Here is a 20,072-nt window from a genome sequence, read left to right on the forward strand (position 1 = left end):
GACAAGGGGCGCCCGGTGGGTTCACCGGGCGCCCCTTCGCGTTGCCGTGGTACTAGCGCGCCGCGTAGCCGAAGGCGGTACCGGCCGGCGGGAGTCCGCCCTGCCCCGGCTGGTACACGGTGACCGGGGCGGTGGGCTCACCGAGGGTCACGTTGGACATCGGCAGTGCGTAGAGGGCGCCGGTGCTGCTCGGACCGTACGGCATGCCGACGTACAGGTGGGTGCCGGTGAAGTGGATGCTGGAACCGAGCCGCTGGTCGGCTCCGGGGGCCCCGGGGATGCCGTCGCCGTCGCCCGACTCCACCCACTTGTCGTTGGCGCCGGGCGAGCCCAGCAGCGAGAAGACGTGCACGGCGCCGGCCTTCGGCACCGAGCCGAGGGCCTCGTCCGGGACACCGACGGCCAGCTTCATGGTCGCCTCGGTGCTGACCGCCCGCGGTGCGGTGTTCACGGCGGTCAGGGTGGTGCCGAAGTGGTCGCCGGCCTCCGACGTGCCGGACACGTCGTCGCTACCGGTGCCCGAGGAGAGGCCGTTGAGCTGGGTGTAGGTGCCGGAGGCGGTGACGCGGAAGGTGAGGACGGCGCCCGTCTCCGCCTTGCTGACGCCATCCACGGTCAGGGCCTCGCCCGGCGTGCCGACCGCGAGGATCGACTCGTCGGCGGTCGCCGAGCCCGAGGGCCGGTAGGGGGCCAGGGCCAGGGCCGCGCCGAAGCGGTCTCCGGCCTCGGCGCCGCCGGAGACCGTGTCCAGGTCCTGGTCGAGGCCGAAGAGCGGGGTGGGCCGGTTCTCGGAGTTCAGCTCGTGGGAGAAGACCGCGAGGTTGCCGGCGGTGTTGTCGCCGTTGATGCTCTCGGCGGGGGCGCCGATCGCGATGTGGTTGGCGTCGGCCGCGACGGAGGCGCCGAAGCCGTCGTTCGCCTGCACGGCACCCGGCACGCCCAGCTTGTCCTGGTGGACGGAGACGTTGGTGCCGCGGCTCACGTAGAACGCCTCGCCCGCCTTGGCGGCACCGCTGAGGCCCTCACCGGGCGTGCCGATCACCAGGAAGGGCTCACCGGCGGCGGAGGTGCCGGCGGCGAGGGCCGCGCCCATGAGGTCGCCGGTCTCGGGGGTGGAGGCGGAGATGGAGCCGTTGCCGGTGGCCTGCTGGAAGTTGGTGTCCTTGGTCGCTCCCGTGCCCAGACCGCCGGGGGCGCCGTGCAGGAGGTCCACCATGCCGGCGTCGACGGCGTCGCCGAGGTTCTCGCGGGGCGTGCCGACCAGGAGGTCGGTGCAGCCGTCCTGGTCGTAGTCGACGGTGGCGATGGCCTCGCCGAACTGGTCGTTGGCCTCCGAACCGCCGCCCACCCAGCCGAGGTCCTGGGAGATCTCGGCGGTGCCCTTGCCCCCGCCGTACACGATCCGGACCAGGCCCGCCTTGGCGTCGCCGCCGACGGTGGCCTGCGGGTCGGCGACGGCGATGTCCGCGACGCCGTCGCAGTTGAAGTCGGTGGCGCGGTTGGCGCCGGTCTTGGAACCGACCCAGGCGGCCAGGTCGTCGACGCGGGCGACGACTCCGCCGGTGCGGGTCTCGGTCTCGTCGATGCCGAAGCAGCCGCCCTGGTACGAGCGGCTGCCGAGGGCGACCAGTTGCGGGGTGCCGTTCACCGTGCGCACCAGGGGGCCGCCGGTGTCGCCCATGCAGGCGGCCACGCCGTCCTGGCCGGTGACCGTGGCCGTGGTGGCGTCGGCCGCGTCCACCGAGAAGGTGCCGGTGTGCAGGTTGAGCGGTGCCCACTCGGTCTTGGAGCGGCCGTACCCGGCGAGCGTGAGCTCCTCGCCCGCGGTCGGCGCGGTGGCGGCCAGGGCGATCGGGGCGACGCCGGTGACCGGGCGGCTCAGCCGGGCCAGCACCACGTCGCGGTCGGCGCGGGGCACGAGTTCCACGATGTCGCGGACCGCGCCGCCGGTGCCGGTGAGGTTCGAGCGGCCGATGGTGGCGGTGGTCTTCAGCGCCGGCTTACCGGCGGGCACCGCGAGGCTCTCGGCGGGGTTCTCGGCGAAGCAACTGGCCGCGGTGAGCAGCCACTCGGTGTCGACCAGGACGCCGGAGCAGCCGCGGTCGTGGTCACCGACGATGACCTGGGCGGCGTAGGCGCGGGTGGTGTCGGAGTCGGGAACGGCTGGGCCCGTCACGGCGGCGGCGGGTACCGCGGTCAGCGCGATCGGCCCGGCGATCAGCGAGGCGGCCAGTGCGGCGAGGCGCACGGGTCTGGCATGCGACATGTGTCAGTTCCTTGGTGGCAGATCCGGCAGGTTGGGTCGGCTGGTCGCTACTTGGAGGTCCTGATCTCCACCAGCATGTGCGGGCGCCCCTGTTCGTCGGCGCTCTCGCCCACCGCCTTCCAGGAGTTGGCGGGGACGTCGAAGGACTTCTCCTCCTCACCGACGGTCATGTCGACCTCCGTCTGGTACTCGTTCGCCTTCACGCCGTAGACCGACGGGATCTCCATCGTCAGCCAGCCGCTGGCACCGGTGACCTCGAAGCACACGCTCGACGCCACCCGGGAGTAGACCTCCAACTGGCCGGTGCCGGGGGCGCACTCGGCGAGGACGATGTGGCCGTCGCCGCGCTTGAGGAGGATGCCCTCCTCCTCCAGGACCTTGTCCGCCTGCGGGTAGGCGAAGTCCTCGACGGCGTACCCCGGCGCCGCTTCGGCGACCGCCCGCGTCGAGGCGGCGTCACCCTTTTCGGGCGTCCCCGCGCCGTTCGCGGCGACGAGCCAGGCCAGGGCGCCCGCCGCGGCGGCGACAGCGGCCGTTCGCGTTACGAGGCGTCCGGTTTTGGACGCGATTCTGTTACGTGCCTTTGCCTTCATGACAGTCCTTGTGGTCGATTCGAACCGTATATCCAGAACATGCTCAAAAAGGGCGGGAAAGGCACAGAGTCAGGTACCGCTCAACATATGAGGGACATTCCTCACGCATAGCGCGACAGGCGCCCACACCTCACCCCCACCCCCACTGAGCTGCGGCTGACCTTTCGGGGCCGACGAGACGGCACTCGCGTCCCCAGCCTCAGGCATGGAAGTCGCCACTCCGACGTTTGTCCAATACACCAATCGTCACAAACGGGCCACTCGGTTCGGATCGGACGTGACCTACGCCACCTGCGGGAAGGTTGTAGAGGTCGCCGTGAAGGAATCGTGAATGCTTTATAAATGCCTCATAACTCCTGTTCAGTACTTCGAATAATTCACCCGCCATCGATTACCCTCCACGAACTTTTCACCTCATGGCCAACCAATGGCGAATTTCTGTTGTCCGGGTAATGTTCCGGTCCGTACCCGCAACCAGGTGACGGCCTCTCACCTCCCGCCGACCGGCGGGAAGTCGGGCCGCCGCATCCGTAGCTGCACCGTCGTATCCCGGGAAGGATGCTCATTTGTCAGCGTCACTGTGGAGCAGACGCCGCATACTCACGACCGTCGCCGGGGCGGCGGCGGTCGTTCCCGCCCTGCCGGCCCTCGCCACCCTGACCGCCACACCCGCCCGGGCCGCCGGGACGGACACCGACGAGACGGACACCGGACTGCCCGACACCGACCGGGGCAAGGCGGTCTGGCAGTACAAGATCGGCGGCACCGCGGTCCGCGAGGCCGCCGCCGCGGCCCTGGTCGGCTCCTCGGCCGCCGTGTCCTCCTTCCTCACCGGTGAACTCCCGGTGGCACAGGCGGAGGACAACCGTTTCGCCGTTCTCACGGGTCTGCCCCACGCGGGCAAGTCCACCCAGGAATCGGCTCAGGCCGCCCTGACCTCCGGCGACGAGGCCATCGCCGCCTACCTGAGCACCGGCTACACCGAGCCCGTCACCACGGACCTGCGCGTCGAGGTGCTCACCCTGCTGAACAACAGCGGGCCGGGCGTCAGGCGCGAGGCCACCAAGGCACTGGATCTGGGCACCCCGCAGGCGCTGCGCACGTTCCTGGACGACACCCAGTACACGGCGCAGGCGGAGGACGAGCGGGTCGAGCTCTTCACGATCCTCAACACCGCCTCCCCCGAGGTCAAGAAGTACGCCGAACAGGCTCTGAACGACGGGTCGGCCGCGGCCGTCCACCAGTTCCTCGTCTCGGGCCAGTTCATCGCCCGGGCCCGCGACGAGGAGGCCGCGACGATCGACCAGTTGATCGCCGTCGTCGAGCGGGAGGGCAAGCAGGCCAAGCTCAAGACCGATCAGGCCGTGGCCGCCTCCGACCACGCCAAGAAGGCCGCGGCGGAGGCGAAGGCCGCCGCGCTGAAGGCGGCCGAGGAGGCGCGGGCCGCCAAGGACGACGTCCGCAAGTCGGCCCGGGCGGCGAACGACGCCGCGAACGCCGCCCGCGGCGCGGCCTCGGCCGCGAACACGGCGATCTCCGCCTCCCGCACCGCGCAGGCGGCGTCCGCCCGCGCCGCCCGAGCCGCGCAGGCCGCCGCCGCTGCCGCCGCCGCGGCCGGCAACGCCGCCTCCCGCGCCTACGGTGCCGCCATCGCCGCGTCCAAGGACGCGAACAAGGCGGACGCCGCCCGCCGCGCCGCCGAGGGCGCCACCCGTGCCGCCGACCGTGCGCGTACCGCCGCGAAGGCCGCCGACCAGGCCGCGATCGCCTCCCAGCAGGCCTCGTCGGCCGGTTCCGCCGCCGCGAGCGCCGCCCAGAACGCCGCCGCGGCCGCCAACGCCGCCGCCGACGCCGCCGCCTCGGCGGGCGTGGCCCAGTCCCAGGCCGCCAAGGCCCGGCAGGCCGCCGCCGAGGCGAACGCCGCCGCCGCGCGTGCCACCCGCGCCGCCGGCACCGCCCAGACCCTCGCCAACCGGGCCGCCGCCGCGGCGCGCGTGGCACGCGACGCCGCCAACAGCGCCGCCGACCACGCCGACAAGGCGGCCGCCGCCGCGAACGAGGCGGCGGACGCCGCGGGCGAGGCGGTCGAGTACGCCAAGCGGTCCACCGCCTACGCGGAGGCGGCGGTGGAGGCGGCCACCACGGCCGCCGACGCCGTCAAGGAGGCCCAGGAGGTGGAGGCCGCCGCCCGCGCCGCGGAGACGGCCCGCATCGCCCAGGACACCGAACTCGGCGTCGAGGAGGCCCGCCTGAGGGCAAAGGCCGAGATCGACGACGCCGCCCGGGCCGAGAACCAGCGCACCCAGGCGGACAAGACCAGCACGGAGATCAAGGACCTCATCGCCGCGGCCGAGACGGCGCTGAAGGGCGGGGACACCGCCACGGCCGTCACCGAGGGCCGCAAGGCCGCCGTCCAGCTTCTGAACGCCACCGGCAGTTGGACGCGGGAGGCCGCCGAGTTCGCCCTCTCCGGGGCGGACGAGGACGTCGTCAACTGGATCGACACCGACCGGCTCCTCGCCCAGCGGCAGGACGACCGCGAGACGGTCCTGACCGTCGCCCAGGCGGCCAAGCCCGCGGTCGCCGAGGCCGCGCACCGGGCGCTGGCCAGTGAAGACCCGGACGCCGCGGGTGACTTCCTCGCCACCGGGGTCATCGAGGCGGCGGCCACCGACAACCGCGTCACCGTGTTCTCGATCCTCAACGAGGACCCGGGCAAGGCCGTCCGGGCGAAGGCCGAGGCGGCCCTGAACGACGGCAGCGCCATGGCCCTGCACCGCTTCCTCAACGTGGAACTGGCGGAGGCTGTCAAGCAGGACGACCAGGTCGAGATCTTCCGTCTCCTCGACTCCGGCGGCCCGTACATGAAGTCGGCCGCGCAGATCGTCCTCGAGGGCTCCGCCCGTATGCGGCGGTACTTCGTCGCCCGCGACAAGTACAACATCGCCCGCCTCGACCAGGACCACGCCACCCACGTCGCCGCCATCCGCGCGGCCATCGCGCACGCCGCGAAGGTGGCCGCCCAGGCCCTGGAGGACGCCGCGCTCGCCTCCAAGGCGGCGGCCGAAGCCCGGCAGGCCGCGTCCGAGGCGACGGAGTGGGCTCAGAAGGCCCAGGGGTACGCGTCGGACGCCTCCGAGTCGGCCACCGAGGCGAAGGCGAACGCGGACGCCGCCGACAAGTCCGCGGCCGACGCCGCCCGTTCCGCCGCCAGCGCCAAGCAGGCGGCCTCCGTGGCCCGCGGCGCGGCCAGGACGGCGAACTACTCGATGCGGCAGGCGTCGGCGTCCGCCCGGCAGGCGGTCTCGTACGCGGCGGAGGCGCAGGCGTCCGCGTCCAGCGCGCGGGCCTCGGCGATCGAGGCCGGAAAGGACGCGCAGGCCGCCGCCGCGGCAGCCAGCGAGGCGCGCTCCATCGTGGCCGCGAAGCGGAGGGCCGAGGCCGCCGAGGCCGCGCGCAAGGCCGCCGAGAAGGCGAAGCAGGACGAGGAGAACGGGACCAACCCCTCCCAGAACTCCGACGAGGACAAGCCCTGGTACTGGGACTGGGAGCTGTGGCCGGAGGACATCGGCGACCCCAAGCAGTGGGCGACGGTCACCGGGCACTGGAGCGCGATCGTCGGCACCGCCGGCGTCGTACTGGGCGTGGGCGCCCTGCTGTTCCCGCCCGCCGCCCCCGCCCTGCTGGCGGCCGCCGGCGCGGTCGGCCTGGTCTCCTGGGGCCTCCAGGGGGCGAGTGCCCTGCTCCACGGCATCGCGGACAACTGGCAGGGCAGCGACTTCCACAGCGCGCTCGGCATGTTCGCGGTCGGCGGGATCTTCCTGGGCAAGGGGGCTCTGCTCAGCAAGTTCGGCGGCGTCGACGACGCACTGCGCCCCGTGGCCGAGGAGGTCGGTGCCAAGATCTCCAGTGTGGTGGGGGACTCGGTGACCACGGTCGTCGGCTGGCTCACCTGGTAGAAAGGCAGCGCACACCGGCGGGGCGGAACGGGGGGTTCTCCTGTTCCGCCCCGCACCGGGAAACGCGGAGCGGTCGCGAGGACCGCCTGGAGCAGAGGACCGCCGGGACAAGGGAGACACCATGCTGACACCCGACATGTCGATCACCCAGTGGTGGGTGTTCGCCTTCGTCTCCGGTGTCGCCCTCGCGCTGGCCGCGCAGTCCCTGGCCGTCACGACCGCCCAGCGGATCTCCTCCGTAGTCGTCCCGCTGGCGGGTGCCGCCGCCGTCGTCGGGCAGTCCGCGGCCCGCGACTACGAGGGGAAGCAACCGTTCTTCCTGTTCACCCTGGTCGCCCTCGTCCTGGTGATCCTGCGGGTGGTCTACCACAGGTACCTGGTACGCCAGATCGCTCTGTACCGTGCGGGCGAGCCCGCGGACGAGGTGACGAAGAAGCAACTCGCCGTCTTCCTGCTCGCCTTCGTCGCCGCGGCCGTCCTGGTGGCCTTCCTCATCGGCTGAGCGATGACGGATCTCTTGGGAAGCTGAGGAACCCGCGGTGGTACTGCCCCTCTGGGTGTTCGCCCTCCTGGTGTCCGACCTCGTGCTCACCTGCGTGCTGATGCGGTGGCTGCCGCAACGACGGGAGCGGTGGGTGGCCGCGGTCACCCTGCCGGTGCTCGCGGTGCTGGCGCTGACCCTCCGGTTCGGCGCCCAGGTGTCGTGGACGGCCGCGCTCGCCGCGTGCACCGGTTTCGTGTGCGGAACCGTCGTGGCGCTGCTGCCCTTCCGCGGCTGGGTCTCGTCGTGGACGCTCCCCGTGCACGGTGACGCGCGTCTGCGGTGGTCGGAGGCGGTGCTCGTACTGCTGGGCTCGCTGATCCCGCTGTCCACGAAGCCGACGGCCGCGGCGCAGCGCAAGGCGTTCACGGCACGCGAGGTGGAACGAGACCGTGGCCGGTTCCCCCGGTCGATGGGCCTGGCGCTCTTCCTGCTGCCGGTACTGGGCGCGGTGGGCTCGGGCTGGGCGGCCGGCGTCCCGTAACGGTGACACCGCTCCGCCGCGCCCCTTGTCTCCTCACGGCGACGGGGGCGCCCGGCCGAAGCCGGGCGCCCCCGTCGCCGTGTCCGTACGGTCCCGTCCTACTCCCCGAGCAGGGTCCGCACCCGGTCCTGGCCCACCGCCAGCAGCAGCGTGGGCAGGCGCGGGCCGGTGTCGCGGCCGACCAGCAGGTGGTACAGCAGCGCGAAGAAGGACCGCTGGGCGGTCTTGATCTCCGGCGGCAGTTCCTTGGGCGTGGCGTCGGCGGAGAAGCCGGCCTGGAGCTTGGGCACGCCGTAGACGAGGTGGGTGAGCCCGTCCAGGGACCAGTGGCCGGCGAGCCCGTCGAGCAGCAGCCGCAGCGAGGCCCGGCCCCGCTCGTCGAGGGACTTCAGCAGCTCGGCGTCCGGCTCGTCGCGCACGATGGTGCGCTGGTCGGCGGGGACGTGGGTGTTGATCCACGCCTCGGCCTTGTCGTACCGGGGGCGGGCCTCGTCCAGGGCGCCCAGCGGGTCCGCGGGGTCCAGCTCGCTCAGGATGCGCAGCGCCTGGTCCTCGTGCCCGGCGGTGATGTCGGCCACGGAGGCGAGCGTGCGGTACGGCAGCGGCCTGGGCGTCCTCGGCAGCTCACCGGCGGCCGTGCGCACGGCACGCGAGTGGGCGGCGATGTCGGCGGGCAGGGCGCTGCCGTCGGCGACCTTGGCGTCGAGTCGGTCCCACTCGTCGTAGAGCCGCTGGATCTCCTGGTCGAAGGCGATCTTGAAGGACTGGTTGGGCCTGCGGCGGGCGTACAGCCAGCGCAGGAGCTGGGGCTCCATGATCTGCAGCGCGTCGGCCGGGGTGGGCACGCCGCCCTTGGACGAGGACATCTTCGCCATGCCGCTGATGCCGACGAAGGCGTACATCGGCCCGATCGGCTGCTCGCCGTCGAAGATGCCGACGATCTGCCCGCCGACCTGGAAGGACGACCCGGGAGACGAGTGGTCTACCCCGCTCGGCTCGAAGATCACGCCCTCGTAGGCCCACCGCATCGGCCAGTCGACCTTCCAGACCAGCTTGCCGCGGTTGAACTCGCTGAGCCGGACCGTCTCCGAGAAACCGCACGCGGTGCAGGCGTAGGTCAGCTCGGTCGAGTCGTCGTCGTACGCGGTGACCGTCGTCAGGTCCTTCTCGCAGTTGCCGCAGTACGGCTTGTACGGGAAGTACCCGGCGGCCGAGCCCGAACCGTCGTCCTCGGCCGCGGCGCCGGAGCCCTCGGCGGCCTCCAGCTCGGCCTCGTCGACGGGCTTCTGCGACTTCTTCGCGGGAGCCTTCTTGGTCCGGTACTGGGCGAGGATCGCGTCGATGTCCCGCCGGTGCCTCATGGCGTGCAGGATCTGCTCGCGGTAGACCCCGGAGGTGTACTGCGCGGTCTGGCTGATCCCGTCGAACTCCACGCCCATCTCGGTGAGCGCCTCGACCATCGCGGCCTTGAAGTGCTCGGCCCAGTTCGGGTGCGCGGAGCCCTTGGGCGCCGGGACGGAGGTGAGGGGCTTGCCGATGTGCTCGGCCCACGAGTCGTCCACCCCGGCGATACCGTTCGGCACCTTGCGGTAGCGGTCGTAGTCGTCCCAGGAGATCAGGTGCCGGACCTGGTGGCCGCGGCGGCGGACCTCGTCGGCGACCAGGTGCGGGGTCATGACCTCGCGCAGGTTGCCCAGGTGGATGGGACCGGACGGGGAGAGCCCGGACGCGACGACCACAGGTTTGCCCGGGGCACGACGCTCCGACTCGGCGATGACCTCGTCCGCGAAACGGGAGACCCAGTCGGTGGTCTCTGTGCTCTGAGCCACGATCGGCACGTCCTCTTTCCTGAGACTTCTCCTGGAGCAGCCGGTACGGTCGCACGGCTGACCGCTCCATTCTCCCAGCCCGGCCCGCTTCCGCGAAAACCGCTTTTCACCGCGTGGGATACTCGGTTTCCGTAGTACTCCCGAACCCGAGCAGAACGGCAGCCACTCCATGGCCTCGGTCACGTCCCTCAGCGACTCCGTCCAGCAGCACCTCGCGTCCGCCCTGACGGCCACCCGGCCCCAGGCCGCCGGCGTCGACCCGCTGCTGCGCCGAAGCGACCGGGCGGACTACCAGGCCAACGGCATCCTCGCCCTGGCCAAGAAGGCGAAGGCGAACCCGCGGGAGCTGGCGACCGAGGTCGTCTCGCACATCGTCACGGGCGACCTGATCAAGGACGTCGAGGTCTCCGGGCCCGGCTTCCTGAACATCACGATCGGCGACCGGGCGATCACCGGGAACCTCGCCGCGCGGTACGCGGACGACACCGGCCGCCTCGGTGTGCCGCACGCCGAGCACCCCGGCACCACGGTGATCGACTACGCCCAGCCGAACGTGGCGAAGGAGATGCACGTCGGCCACCTGCGCTCCGCGGTGATCGGCGACTCGGTCGTCCAGCTCCTGGAGTTCACCGGCGAGACGGTCGTGCGCCGGCACCACATCGGCGACTGGGGCACCCAGTTCGGCATGCTCATCCAGTACCTCGACGAGCACCCGCACGAGCTGGACCACAAGGGCGCCGACGACGGCGCGGTCTCCGGCGAGGAGGCCATGTCCAACCTGGACCGCCTCTACAAGGCCGCGCGCAGGCACTTCGACTCCGACGAGGAGTTCAAGACGCGGGCGCGGCGCCGAGTGGTCGACCTCCAGGCCGGGGACCCGAAGACGCTCGCCGCGTGGCAGAAGTTCGTCGACGAGTCGAAGATCTACTTCTTCTCCGTCTTCGAGAAGCTGGACATGGAGATCCGCGACCCCGACATCGTCGGCGAGTCCGGGTACAACGACATGCTGGCCGAGACCTGCCGCATGCTGGAGGAGTCCGGCGTCGCCGTCCGCTCCGAGGGCGCGCTGTGCGTCTTCTTCGACGACGTCAAGGGCCCGGACGGCAAGCAGGTCCCGCTGATCGTGCAGAAGTCGGACGGCGGTTACGGCTACGCGGCCACCGATCTCTCCGCGATCCGCGACCGCGTGTTCAACCTCAAGGCGGACACGCTGCTGTACGTGGTCGACGCCCGCCAGTCCCTGCACTTCAAGATGGTCTTCGAGACCGCCCGCAGGGCCGGCTGGCTGAACGACGACGTGACGGCGCAGCAGTTGGCCTTCGGCACCGTCCTCGGCAAGGACGGCAAGCCGTTCAAGACCCGGGAGGGCGAGACGGTCCGCCTGGTCGACCTCCTCGACGAGGCGATCGACCGCGCGTCCGCCGTCGTCCGGGAGAAGGCACAGGACCTCTCCGAGCGGGAGATCGCCGAGCGGGGCACCCAGGTGGGCATCGGCGCGGTGAAGTACGCGGACCTGTCGACGTCGGCGAACCGGGACTACAAGTTCGACCTGGACCAGATGGTCTCGCTGAACGGCGACACGTCCGTCTACCTCCAGTACGCCTACGCCCGGATCCAGTCGATCCTGCGCAAGGCCGGCGAGGTACGTCCCGGGGCCCACCCGGAGCTGGAGCTGCACGAGGCGGAGCGCTCCCTCGGCCTGCACCTCGACGCCTTCGCGGAGACGGTGGCGGAGGCGGCCCGCGAGTACGCCCCGCACAAGCTGACGGCGTACCTCTATCAACTGGCGTCCCTGTTCACGTCGTTCTACGACAAGTGCCCGGTGATCAAGCCGGCGCCCCCGCGCGACGTGGCGGAGAACCGCCTCTTCCTCTCCGACGTGACGGCCCGCACCCTGCACCAGGGCATGGCCCTGCTGGGCATCAGGACGCCCGAGCGGCTCTGACGCGTTCCGCCGGCTCACCCACCGCGGCCCGCCCCTCCTCCCCGGAGGGGCGGGCCGCGGTGGGTGAGCGGCCGTCGGCCTTCCTCAGCAGGACTGCCAGCCGGCGAAGGTCGCGAACGCGGCCTTGGTCTCCGGTCCGGCGATCCCGTCGATGTCGAGGTTCATCCCGGGGCGCCCGTCCAGGAACTTCTGCAACGCCTTGATCGTCCTGGTTCCGACGATCCCGTCGACGGTACCGGCGTCATAGCCGTACCGGTTGAAAAGCCGCTGCGCCGCCTTCCAACTGCTGGTACCCAGGTATCCGTCGATCTTGCCCGGGTCGAAATTCCAGTCCCGCAGGTAGCACTGCCACTTCTTCGCCTGCGTGGTGGTCAGCCCCAGGTTGACCACCGCGAGGGTGCCGACCTCGGCACTCGCCGCCTGCTGCGGGGCCGGCGCGGGAGCCGCCGTCGCCGCGCCCGCGGTCGCCAGGCCCCCGACGGCGATCCCGACGGCGGTGGTGGCACTGACGAGTGCCTTGGTGAGAGCTCGCATACTGTTCCCCTCGGTTGACGTGCGCCGGTCGGAGCCGACCGCACCGGCCGGCTCCGCAACGAGCCTGCCGGTCGGGCGCGGCGTCCGGCCACAGCTCACGCGGAAGTGGCGCCCTCCTGGGACGTCCCGGCCGCTGACCAGCCAGGACGTCGCTCGCCGTGTCACTGCGGCGGGACGGCCAGGCACGGGGGGACGGCCAAGTCCCGCATCGGGGCGGGGCCGTTCTTGCGGGCGTGCCGTGACGGCTGATGCAGAATGAGGCTGGGACACGAGGGGAGCGCCGGACCAGCGGTCCCCGGACGCGAACGGGGGGAAGCATGTCGCGTTGGAAGGGGTTGCCCGCAGAGCTGCATCCACAGGTCCGCCAGTTGATCGTGCGGCTGCGCAAGCTGAAGGACCGCAGTGAACTGAGCACGCGTCAACTGGCCGCGAAGTCCGGGTACAGCGCGCGGTCCTGGCAGCGGTACCTGAACGGCGGGGCACTGCCGCCCCGGCAGGCCGTGGAGGCGATGGCCCGCATCGGCGGTGACGATCCGACCCGCCTGCTGGTGCTGCACGAGGTCGCCGCCGAACACTGGGCGCGGGGACGCGACGCGATGGCCGACGCACCGCAGGACGCCTCCGACACCCGGGTGACCGTGCCCACCGGGCGGCAGCCGTACGGGCGTTACCCCCGCTCCCTGGTCACGGCGGGCGCGGTGGCCCTGGTGCTGTCCGTCTCCGCGGCGCTCCTGCTGGCCGTGCGGCTCACCGAGGCCCGCGCCGAGTTGGCCGACGTCCGCGCCGACGCGGGCGCGGCCGCCCCCGCCACCGTGTCGGAGTCCTTGATACCGGTCGTCTACACCTGTCGGCTGGAGCGGCGTGACGGCCGTTGGTACGCGGGGCTCAGCCCCACCACGGACGCCATCCTGGCGTACACCCACACGGGGCCGGAGGTGGCCGAGGCACAGTGCCTGCTACGCCGGACGGGCATCCCACCGGGGGACGTCGACGGCATCTTCGGCCCGAAGACACAACACGCGGTCGAACGCGTCCAGGCCCGGGACGGGCTGGTCGTGGACGGTGTCATAGGCCCGCACACCTGGAAGGCCCTACGGGAGGCAGCGGCGAAGTGACCGCGCGACACACCCCGCTGACCGCCGCGCTCCGGGAACTGCGGGTCCGTACGGGACTGAGCCTGGCGGCGCTGGCGGAGCGCACGGCGTACAGCAAGTCCTCGTGGGAGCGCTACCTCAACGGCAAGAGCCTGCCCCCTCGCCAGGCCGTCCAGGACCTGTGCCGGGTCGCGAACGAGCCGGAGGGACGGCTGCTGGCCCTGTGGGAGATCGCCGAGTCGGACTGGAGCGGACGCGCGGCGACTCCCACCCCGGCCACCGCCGAGCCGCAGGCACAGGAACAGGAACAGGCGCAGGAACAGGCACGACTACAACCACAGCCACAGCCACAGCCGCACAACCCGCCCCGGCCCGCCGGGACCGGGCGCCCGCCCGGCCGCGGCGGGCGGCTCCTGATGGTGCTGGCTTCGGTGTACGCCGTACTCGTCGGCGGTGTGGTGCTGGTGCTCCTCCTGCTGCCGGGCCGGGACACCCCCGGGGACGAACCGCTGCCGGCCTCCGCCCCGTACTCCCTCGCCCCCCAGTGCCACGGCGCCGCCTGCGAGGGCCGGGACCCGATGCGCATGATCTGCGGCATCGACCCCGACACCCTCACCACGTACCGCACCGCCACCGGCGCCCACGTCGAGCTGCGCTACAGCGCGAAGTGCGGCGCGAGCTGGGCCCGGTCCTGGGGGGCCCGGCCCGGTGACCGGGTGGAGGTCACCGTGGGCGGCCCGACCCGCGAGGTGCGCGTCAAGGACCAGGCCGACACGGAGGCCTACGTCTACACCGCGATGACGGTGGCCCACCCCGGCAGCACGGTCCGCGCCTGCTTCCTGCCCGGGCCGGCGGTCGGCGAGCGGGAGTGCTTCGAGGCCCGCGTGGGCGAGACCGCCGCCCTGACCCGGCCGCCCTCACCCCAGTAGCACCAGGCCCTCGGGGACGTCGATGCCGAAGTCCCCCGCGAGCAGGCGCCGGACCTCGTCCTCGTCCGTCAGTTTCCGCTCGGTCACCGTTCCGTCGTCGCCGGTCGCGGTGAAACGGTCGCCGTCGAGCAGTACGTGCCCGTCCGGGGTGAGGAACTGGGCGTACGGGCGCCGGGAGAACGGAGAGCGCGGGTTCGTGGCGATGTGCCAGTTGATGACCTCGTAGTCGGGCTGCTCGAACGGCTCCAGGGTGAAGGCGTACTGCGCCACCCAGTCACCGTCCGAAGCCCCTTCGCGGCCCTGGTACGACTCCAGGACCCACATCTCCAGCGGCCCGGAGCGCGGCGCGTGCACCAGCCGGTGCCGGCGTCCGGCGTCGTGGAACTCCGTGTCCGCCGTCAGCGGCACCGGTTCCAGCAGGGAGCCGACGGCTCCGAATCCGACGTCGGCCAGGTACGGCCGCGGGTCGCCGGGGATCTCGGCCAGCAGCGCCATGTGGGTGCGCGGGCGGTCCTCGAAGCGGTCCGCGCCGACGACGACCCGCGCGGCCAGCCGGGTCACCCGGAGACCCAGCGCCTCCAGGGCCGCCGCGAACAGCGTGTTGTGCTCGTAGCAGTAGCCGCCGCGCCGGCGGCCGTGGACCAGCTTGGCCGTCAGGTCGGCGAGGTCGAGGGAGGGGGCCGTACCGCCGAGGGCGTCCAGGTTCTCGAACGGGACGGCCCTCAGATGGGCGAGGTGCACGCCCCGCAGCGTGGCCGCGTCGGGCCGCCGCTCCCCCTCCCAGCCGATCCGGCCGAGGTACGCGTCGAGGTCGAAGGGCGTCGTCGTCCGTGTGCTGTCGGGCATGGCTTCACCGTACGTGCGGGCGCGGCGCCCCCGCCTCGGCTCTTGGTCCTAGGCCGGGGACCTGGGCCGGGGACCTAGGCCGGGGACCTAGGCCGGGGACCTAGGCCGGGGACCTAGGCCGGGGACCTGGGCCGGGGACCTGGGCCGGGGACCTGGGCCGGGGACCTGGGCCGGGGACCTGGGCCGGGGGCTCGGGCCCTCCCGCCCGCCGCCTCCCGCGTCGCCTCCCACGACGGCCACCGCCGGGCCTCTTGCCGTACCCACCGCAGTACCTACCGCCGTACCTCCCGCAGCCCCTCCCCCAGCCGGCGCAGCCCCTCCGCGATCTCGTCCGGCGTCTGCGTCACGAAGCACAGCCGCAGCGTGGCGCGGTCCGGCTCACCGGCGTGGAAGGGGGCGCCGGGGACGTACGCCACGTCGTGCCGGACCACCCCGGGGAGCAGCGCCGTGGTGTCGTAGTGCTCCGGCAGGCGCGCCCACAGGAACATGCCGCCCTCGGGGCGGGTCCACGCCGAACCCGCCGGGAGCGCGTCCGCCAGGCCCGCGAGCATGGCGTCCCGGCGTGCGCCGTAGACGGCGGCGACGCGCGCGACATGCGCGTCCAGGTCCCGGTCGGCCAGGTACCGGGCGGCGGCGAGCTGGTTGACGGTCGGGGTGTGCAGGTCGGCGGCCTGCTTGGCCACCGCGCAGGCCCGGCGCAGCGCTGCGGGCGCCCGCAGCCAGCCGAGGCGCAGACCGGGTGCCATCACCTTGGAGAAGGAGCCCAGCAGCACGGTCCGGTCCCCGGCGCCGTCGTACGACGCGATCCACGGCACCCGCTCGCCCTCGAAGCGCAGCTCGCCGTACGGGTCGTCCTCGACGATCCACACCCCGCACCGCCCCGCGATCCGGGCCACCGCGGCCCGGCGGTCGACGGGCAGGGTGCGTCCGGTGGGGTTGGAGAAGGTGGGCACGGTGTAGAGCAGCTTGGGCCGCTCGCGCACCACCAGCTCCTCCAGGGCCGCCGGGTCGATCCCGTCCTCGTCGCCCGGCACGGCGACGACCCGGGCGCCCGCGAAGCCGAAGGCCTGCAGGGCGGCCAGGTAGCAGGGGTTCTCGACGAGGACGGTGTCGCCGGGTTCGATCAGGGCGGTGGCGAGCAGGGACAGGGCCTGCTGCGATCCGGTGGTGACGAGGAGTTCGTCGGGGCCGGTGTCGAGCCCGCGCACGGTGGTGCGGGCGGCGAGCGCGGCCCTGAGCGCGGGCACGCCCTCGGTGGTGGAGTACTGGAGTGCCCGCGCGGGCGCCTCGGCGAGGACGTCCCGGTACGCGGCGGCGATGCCCTCCGCGTCGAACAGCTCGGGGGCCGGCAGCCCGCCCGCGAAGTTGATCACCTCGGGGCGTGCGGTGACGGCGAGGATGTCACGTACGGGCGAACCGCCGATCGACCGGGCCCGCGCGGCGAGCGGCGGCAGGGCGGCGGCGGGAGCGGGGGCGGACACGTTCTCGGTCACGGTCATGCCCGCACCCTAAATAAGTACGTGCCGCCTACAAGAGACTTTCCGCGATCCGGACGCCTGCACGGCTGGCGGGCCGTCAGCCCTTGGCGGCCAGCCCTCCGTACACGTTGATGTCGGCGTCCGTGACGTCGTTGATGTCCTTGTACCGGACCTTCTCGATGTCGTCGAGCCCCGCCAGGTAGGACTCCTCGGGCTGCTCCGGCACCGGCGCCGCGTGGTCCGGGCGCCAGTGGTGCACCGGGACGACACCCGGCTCGGCGAGTTCCAGCCCGGCCTCCGTGAAGAAGCGCTCGACGTCCTTGTGGGAGCGCAGCACGAAGGTGAAGCCCCGCTCGGTGTACGTCCGCTGGACCGCGCGGATGTTCTCCGGGTTGAGGTCCTCGGTGAGATGGCTGAGGACGAGCCGGCTGCCGGCGGGCAGCTCGTCCATCAGCCCGCGGACGATGGGGTACGCCTCCTCGTCCTCGACGAAGTGCAGGATCGCGACGAGGCAGAGCGCGACGGGCCGGCTGAAGTCCAGGGTCGCCGCCGCCTGTTCGAGGATCCGCGCCGGGCTCTTCAGATCGGCGTCGACGTAGTCCGTACGTCCCTCGGGGCCGCTGGTGAGCAGGGCGCGCGCGTGGGTGAGGACGACCGGGTCGTTGTCGACGTAGACCACCCGCGACTCGGGGGCGATGCGCTGGGCGATCTGGTGCACGTTCTCCGCGGTCGGCAGGCCGGTGCCGATGTCGAGGAACTGCCGGATGCCGTGCTCCTCGGCCAGCGTGGTGACCGCGCGGCGCAGGAAGTCGCGGTTGTGCCGTACGTCGAGGTAGCCGCGCGGGTTGGCGGCGAGCCCGGCGGCGGCCGCGTCGCGGTCCGCGGGGTAGTGGTCCTTGCCGCCGAGGAAGACGTCGTACACGCGGGCCGGGTGCGCCTTGCTGCTGTCGATCCTCCTTCTCAGCTCCGCGGGGTCCTGGCTGAGGGCGTCACCGGGCATGGGCGTCTCCTGACGAAGCGAATCGGAGTGGTGGCCAACAACCTAGCCTCCGGACCGACTTGGCGACGCACCGGTGCTCGAGTCCGGTGTCCGTACTCCGTACCCGGTCCGCGTCAGTCCTCGTCGACGACCAACTCCCAGGCGTCACTGCCGAGGGGGTACGCGTAGTAGGAGTCGTCCCGGGAGGCGCTGGTGCGGAACGGCTTTCCGTGGTCGTCGACGCGCATGACGCCGTGCCGGTCGCCGCTGGACCACTCCAGCTCCAGGTACCAGCTCACGTCGTGGCCACTGGTGTGCGCGTTGACCTTGAAGACCTCGATGTCGGACTCGGTGACGCTGTACGGGAAGTCCTGCTGTCCCGAGACCGGCATCGCCAGGGGGGTGCCCAGGTCGAGGGCGACGTCGAAGGACTTGGGGGTCACCCCGCCGCCGCAGCCGTTGCCCATCACGTACTGCTTCCAGTCCAGCGCCGGCTTGCTGCTCACCACCCGGACGTGCAGGTCGTGCAGGACCACCGTCTCCTCACCGGTGCCCTGCACGGTGAGGACGGCCATCTGCCGGTTCGCGGAGACCGCACCGTACGTGGTGGCCCAGCCGACGGCGTCCCGCTGGGCGGGCGGCGGCAGCACGTTCTGCGGGCTGCGGTCGACCAGGAAGGCGTGTTCGCAGGGGACGTCCCAGTGGTACGGGTTGGTCGACACGGCCAGCGCGGGGCCGTCGGCGGGTGCCTCGCGGCTGGGCGAGGCGGTGCCCGGACGCGACGGGGACGCGGACGCGGACGGGGAGCGGGACCCGGACGGGGACGAGGAGACGGACGGGGACGAGGAGGCGCTCGCGCTCGGGGACGCCGGCCCGGTGGCCGTCCCGGACACCGTCGCGGAGGTCTGTGCGACGGCCCCGGCCGGACCGCGCCGGCCGTCGTCGCCCGTGCCCGACACGAGGTTCGCCACGAGCGCCACGGCGGCACTGACGGCGACGAGTCCGGTCGCGGCGTAGAGCGCGGCGCGCGGGACCCGGCGACGGGGCGGTTCGGGTTCGCCGAGCGTGGGCGGGTCGTGGGGCGCGGACCGTTCGTCCGGCGTGGGCGGTCCCGGCGGTGCGGGCGGTGTGCCCTCCGCCGCGACGGAGACGCCGGCCTCCTCCCGGTCCTCCCGGTCCTTCCGGTCCTTCCGGTCCTTCCGGTCCTCCCGGTCCTCCCGGTCCTCCCGGTCCTCCCGGTCCTCCCGGTCCTTCCGCTTCTCCTCGGTCTCCGCCTTTTCCTGGGTCTCCTTCTCCCCCGTCTCCCCCGTCTCCCCCGTCTCCTCCCTCTCCTCCTTCTTCACGCCGCGCAGCGCGTCCGCGCGGATCCAGCGGCGGTGGAGTTCGAGCAGTTCCTCGGGGGTCGCCCGGCATACGCGCGCGAGGCGTTCGACGGGGGCGAACTCGGTGGGCACGACCTCCCCACTGACGTATCGGTGGAGGGTCGACGCACTCATGTGCAGCCGCTTGCCCAGGGCCCCGTAACTGAGCCCGGACCGCTCCTTCAGTTCCCGCAGCAGTACTGCGAAGTCGTCCCCCGCCACCCGTTTCTCCCTCTTCCCGTATCCCCGTGCGGCATCCCAGAAGGACACCGTTCCCGCAGGTCAGAGCCGTTCCCGGCGTCCCAGTATCCCGCATCTCCCGGCACTGCTGGCGACTGGGACGGCCCCGGGCCCAAGCTGTGGTCATCCAAGCAGCCGCTCCCGGCCAACGGTCGAGCGACTCACCTCAATGCCACTTCCGAGGAGAACTCTCATGTCCGCACGCATCACCCGTACCCGCCTGCTCGCCGCCACCACGGTCGCGCTGGCCGCGCTCTCCCTCACGGCCTGCGAGAGCGACGGATCGGACACGGGAGCCCCGGCGGCCTCCACCTCCACCTCCACCCCGGCGGCCGAGAACAGCCGGCCGGCGCCCGACCAGGCCGGCGCGAAGGACGACACCGGCAAGGGAGGCTCCACGGGCTCGAACGGCTCCACGGGCTCGAACGGCTCCTCGGGCTCGAACGGCTCCTCCGGATCCGGCGGCAACGGCAACGCGTCGAACTCCAGCAGCGGCAGCTCCGGTTCCGGTTCCGGTGCGGGCGCCGACAAGGGATCCGACACGGACGTAGTCGGGAAGTGCTCCGCGTCCAACGTGCGGATCACCGCGGCGAACGCGCCCCGCCCGATCAACCACCTGCTGCTGACCGCCACCAACACCGGCTCGAAGACCTGCGCGCTGCCGACGTACCCGGCGGCGCGGTTCGGCGAGGCCCAGTCGGTGCCGCCCGTCGCCGAGTCCAGCAAGCCGCAGGCGCTGACGACGCTGGCGCCCGGCGAGTCCGGTTACGCCGGTGTGCGGCTGTCGTCCGGCGACGGCAGCGGCGAGGGCGGGTACGACACGAGCACCCTCACCATCCCGTTCGAGGACGGCTCCATCGCCACGGTCAAGCTGCCCTCCGGCGGCGTGTACGTCGACAGCACCCTGACGGTCACCTACTGGCAGACCAGCGTTTCGAACGCCCTCGAGTACTGAAGGGATCCCCGGACGCGCGCCCGCTGCGTGCGGGACCGG

The 20,072-nt window shown here is 72.4% G+C and carries 15 protein-coding genes; 7 read left to right on the forward strand and 8 right to left on the reverse strand.

Going from position 1 to position 20,072, the window contains the following annotated elements; genetic code table 11:
- Positions 1-52 precede the first annotated feature (52 nt).
- Complete coding sequence (locus B1H29_RS16065) at positions 53-2,266, reverse strand: trypsin-like serine protease (RefSeq protein ID WP_055418540.1); 2,214 nt, start codon at positions 2,264-2,266, stop codon at positions 53-55.
- 47 nt (positions 2,267-2,313) lie between these two features.
- Entirely contained in the window at positions 2,314-2,859 is a 546-nt protein-coding gene (locus B1H29_RS16070) for a hypothetical protein (protein WP_234393032.1), read from the reverse strand.
- A gap of 566 nt (positions 2,860-3,425) precedes the next feature.
- On the opposite strand from B1H29_RS16070, the gene B1H29_RS16075 reads away from it, so the two are divergent.
- From B1H29_RS16075 to B1H29_RS16085, 3 genes are all read left to right on the forward strand, one after another.
- Complete coding sequence (locus tag B1H29_RS16075) at positions 3,426-6,818, forward strand: ALF repeat-containing protein (RefSeq protein WP_055418541.1); 3,393 nt, start codon at positions 3,426-3,428, stop codon at positions 6,816-6,818.
- Positions 6,819-6,939: 121 nt separating this feature from the next.
- Positions 6,940-7,320, forward strand: coding sequence for a hypothetical protein (locus B1H29_RS16080; RefSeq protein ID WP_055418542.1), 381 nt, complete (start codon positions 6,940-6,942; stop codon positions 7,318-7,320).
- 37 nt (positions 7,321-7,357) lie between these two features.
- Positions 7,358-7,843, forward strand: a complete 486-nt coding sequence (locus tag B1H29_RS16085) for a hypothetical protein (RefSeq protein ID WP_055418543.1) — start codon at positions 7,358-7,360, stop codon at positions 7,841-7,843.
- Between the two features lie 98 nt (positions 7,844-7,941).
- On the opposite strand, the gene lysS is transcribed toward B1H29_RS16085, so the two are convergent.
- Positions 7,942-9,681 (reverse strand): lysine--tRNA ligase, encoded by a 1,740-nt coding sequence (gene lysS / locus B1H29_RS16090; protein ID WP_055418544.1) that lies wholly within the window; start codon positions 9,679-9,681, stop codon positions 7,942-7,944.
- A 160-nt stretch (positions 9,682-9,841) separates the two neighbouring features.
- On the opposite strand from lysS, the gene argS reads away from it, so the two are divergent.
- Complete coding sequence (gene argS, locus B1H29_RS16095) at positions 9,842-11,617, forward strand: arginine--tRNA ligase (RefSeq protein ID WP_055418545.1); 1,776 nt, start codon at positions 9,842-9,844, stop codon at positions 11,615-11,617.
- A gap of 84 nt (positions 11,618-11,701) precedes the next feature.
- On the opposite strand, the gene B1H29_RS16100 is transcribed toward argS, so the two are convergent.
- Positions 11,702-12,151 carry a peptidoglycan-binding domain-containing protein gene (locus tag B1H29_RS16100; RefSeq protein WP_055418546.1) on the reverse strand — a complete coding sequence of 150 codons (450 nt, stop codon included), beginning with the start codon at positions 12,149-12,151 and terminating at the stop codon, positions 11,702-11,704.
- A 317-nt stretch (positions 12,152-12,468) separates the two neighbouring features.
- Between B1H29_RS16100 and B1H29_RS16105 the strand changes: the two genes are divergently transcribed.
- Positions 12,469-13,266, forward strand: a complete 798-nt coding sequence (locus tag B1H29_RS16105) for a peptidoglycan-binding protein (RefSeq protein ID WP_055418547.1) — start codon at positions 12,469-12,471, stop codon at positions 13,264-13,266.
- Complete coding sequence (locus B1H29_RS16110; protein WP_055418548.1) at positions 13,263-14,174, forward strand: helix-turn-helix domain-containing protein; 912 nt, start codon at positions 13,263-13,265, stop codon at positions 14,172-14,174. Before B1H29_RS16105 ends, B1H29_RS16110 begins: the two co-directional genes overlap by 4 nt.
- Here the strand turns inward: B1H29_RS16110 and B1H29_RS16115 are convergent.
- The 4 genes from B1H29_RS16115 to B1H29_RS16130 all read right to left on the reverse strand — a co-directional run bounded on the left by B1H29_RS16115 (position 14,163) and on the right by B1H29_RS16130 (position 19,060).
- Positions 14,163-15,020 (reverse strand): arylamine N-acetyltransferase family protein, encoded by an 858-nt coding sequence (locus tag B1H29_RS16115; protein WP_055418549.1) that lies wholly within the window; start codon positions 15,018-15,020, stop codon positions 14,163-14,165. The genes B1H29_RS16110 and B1H29_RS16115 overlap by 12 nt on opposite strands.
- 272 nt (positions 15,021-15,292) lie before the next feature.
- Complete coding sequence (locus B1H29_RS16120; RefSeq protein ID WP_055418550.1) at positions 15,293-16,519, reverse strand: PLP-dependent aminotransferase family protein; 1,227 nt, start codon at positions 16,517-16,519, stop codon at positions 15,293-15,295.
- Positions 16,520-16,595: 76 nt separating this feature from the next.
- The gene (locus B1H29_RS16125) at positions 16,596-17,498 is read right to left on the reverse strand and encodes an SAM-dependent methyltransferase (RefSeq protein WP_055418551.1); all 903 of its coding nucleotides are present in this window, start codon (positions 17,496-17,498) and stop codon (positions 16,596-16,598) included.
- Positions 17,499-17,611: 113 nt separating this feature from the next.
- Complete coding sequence (locus B1H29_RS16130; protein WP_055418552.1) at positions 17,612-19,060, reverse strand: helix-turn-helix domain-containing protein; 1,449 nt, start codon at positions 19,058-19,060, stop codon at positions 17,612-17,614.
- Positions 19,061-19,271: 211 nt separating this feature from the next.
- Between B1H29_RS16130 and B1H29_RS38565 the strand changes: the two genes are divergently transcribed.
- A complete protein-coding gene (locus B1H29_RS38565) occupies positions 19,272-20,033 on the forward strand; it encodes a DUF4232 domain-containing protein (protein ID WP_055418553.1) in 762 nt (253 codons plus the stop codon).
- Positions 20,034-20,072: the final 39 nt, after the last annotated feature.

It is taken from the genome of Streptomyces pactum, assembly GCF_002005225.1.
Lineage (GTDB): Bacteria > Actinomycetota > Actinomycetes > Streptomycetales > Streptomycetaceae > Streptomyces > Streptomyces pactum_A.

Coding starts and splice junctions, on each gene's coding strand:
- B1H29_RS16065 (WP_055418540.1), bottom strand. CDS start 2,266: ATGTCGCATGCCAGACCCGTGCGCCTCGCCGCACTGGCCGCCTCGCTG.
- B1H29_RS16070 (WP_234393032.1), bottom strand. CDS start 2,859: ATGAAGGCAAAGGCACGTAACAGAATCGCGTCCAAAACCGGACGCCTC.
- B1H29_RS16080 (WP_055418542.1), top strand. CDS start 6,940: ATGCTGACACCCGACATGTCGATCACCCAGTGGTGGGTGTTCGCCTTC.
- argS (WP_055418545.1), top strand. CDS start 9,842: ATGGCCTCGGTCACGTCCCTCAGCGACTCCGTCCAGCAGCACCTCGCG.
- B1H29_RS16100 (WP_055418546.1), bottom strand. CDS start 12,151: ATGCGAGCTCTCACCAAGGCACTCGTCAGTGCCACCACCGCCGTCGGG.
- B1H29_RS16105 (WP_055418547.1), top strand. CDS start 12,469: ATGTCGCGTTGGAAGGGGTTGCCCGCAGAGCTGCATCCACAGGTCCGC.
- B1H29_RS16115 (WP_055418549.1), bottom strand. CDS start 15,020: ATGCCCGACAGCACACGGACGACGACGCCCTTCGACCTCGACGCGTAC.
- B1H29_RS16120 (WP_055418550.1), bottom strand. CDS start 16,519: ATGACCGTGACCGAGAACGTGTCCGCCCCCGCTCCCGCCGCCGCCCTG.
- B1H29_RS16125 (WP_055418551.1), bottom strand. CDS start 17,498: ATGCCCGGTGACGCCCTCAGCCAGGACCCCGCGGAGCTGAGAAGGAGG.
- B1H29_RS38565 (WP_055418553.1), top strand. CDS start 19,272: ATGTCCGCACGCATCACCCGTACCCGCCTGCTCGCCGCCACCACGGTC.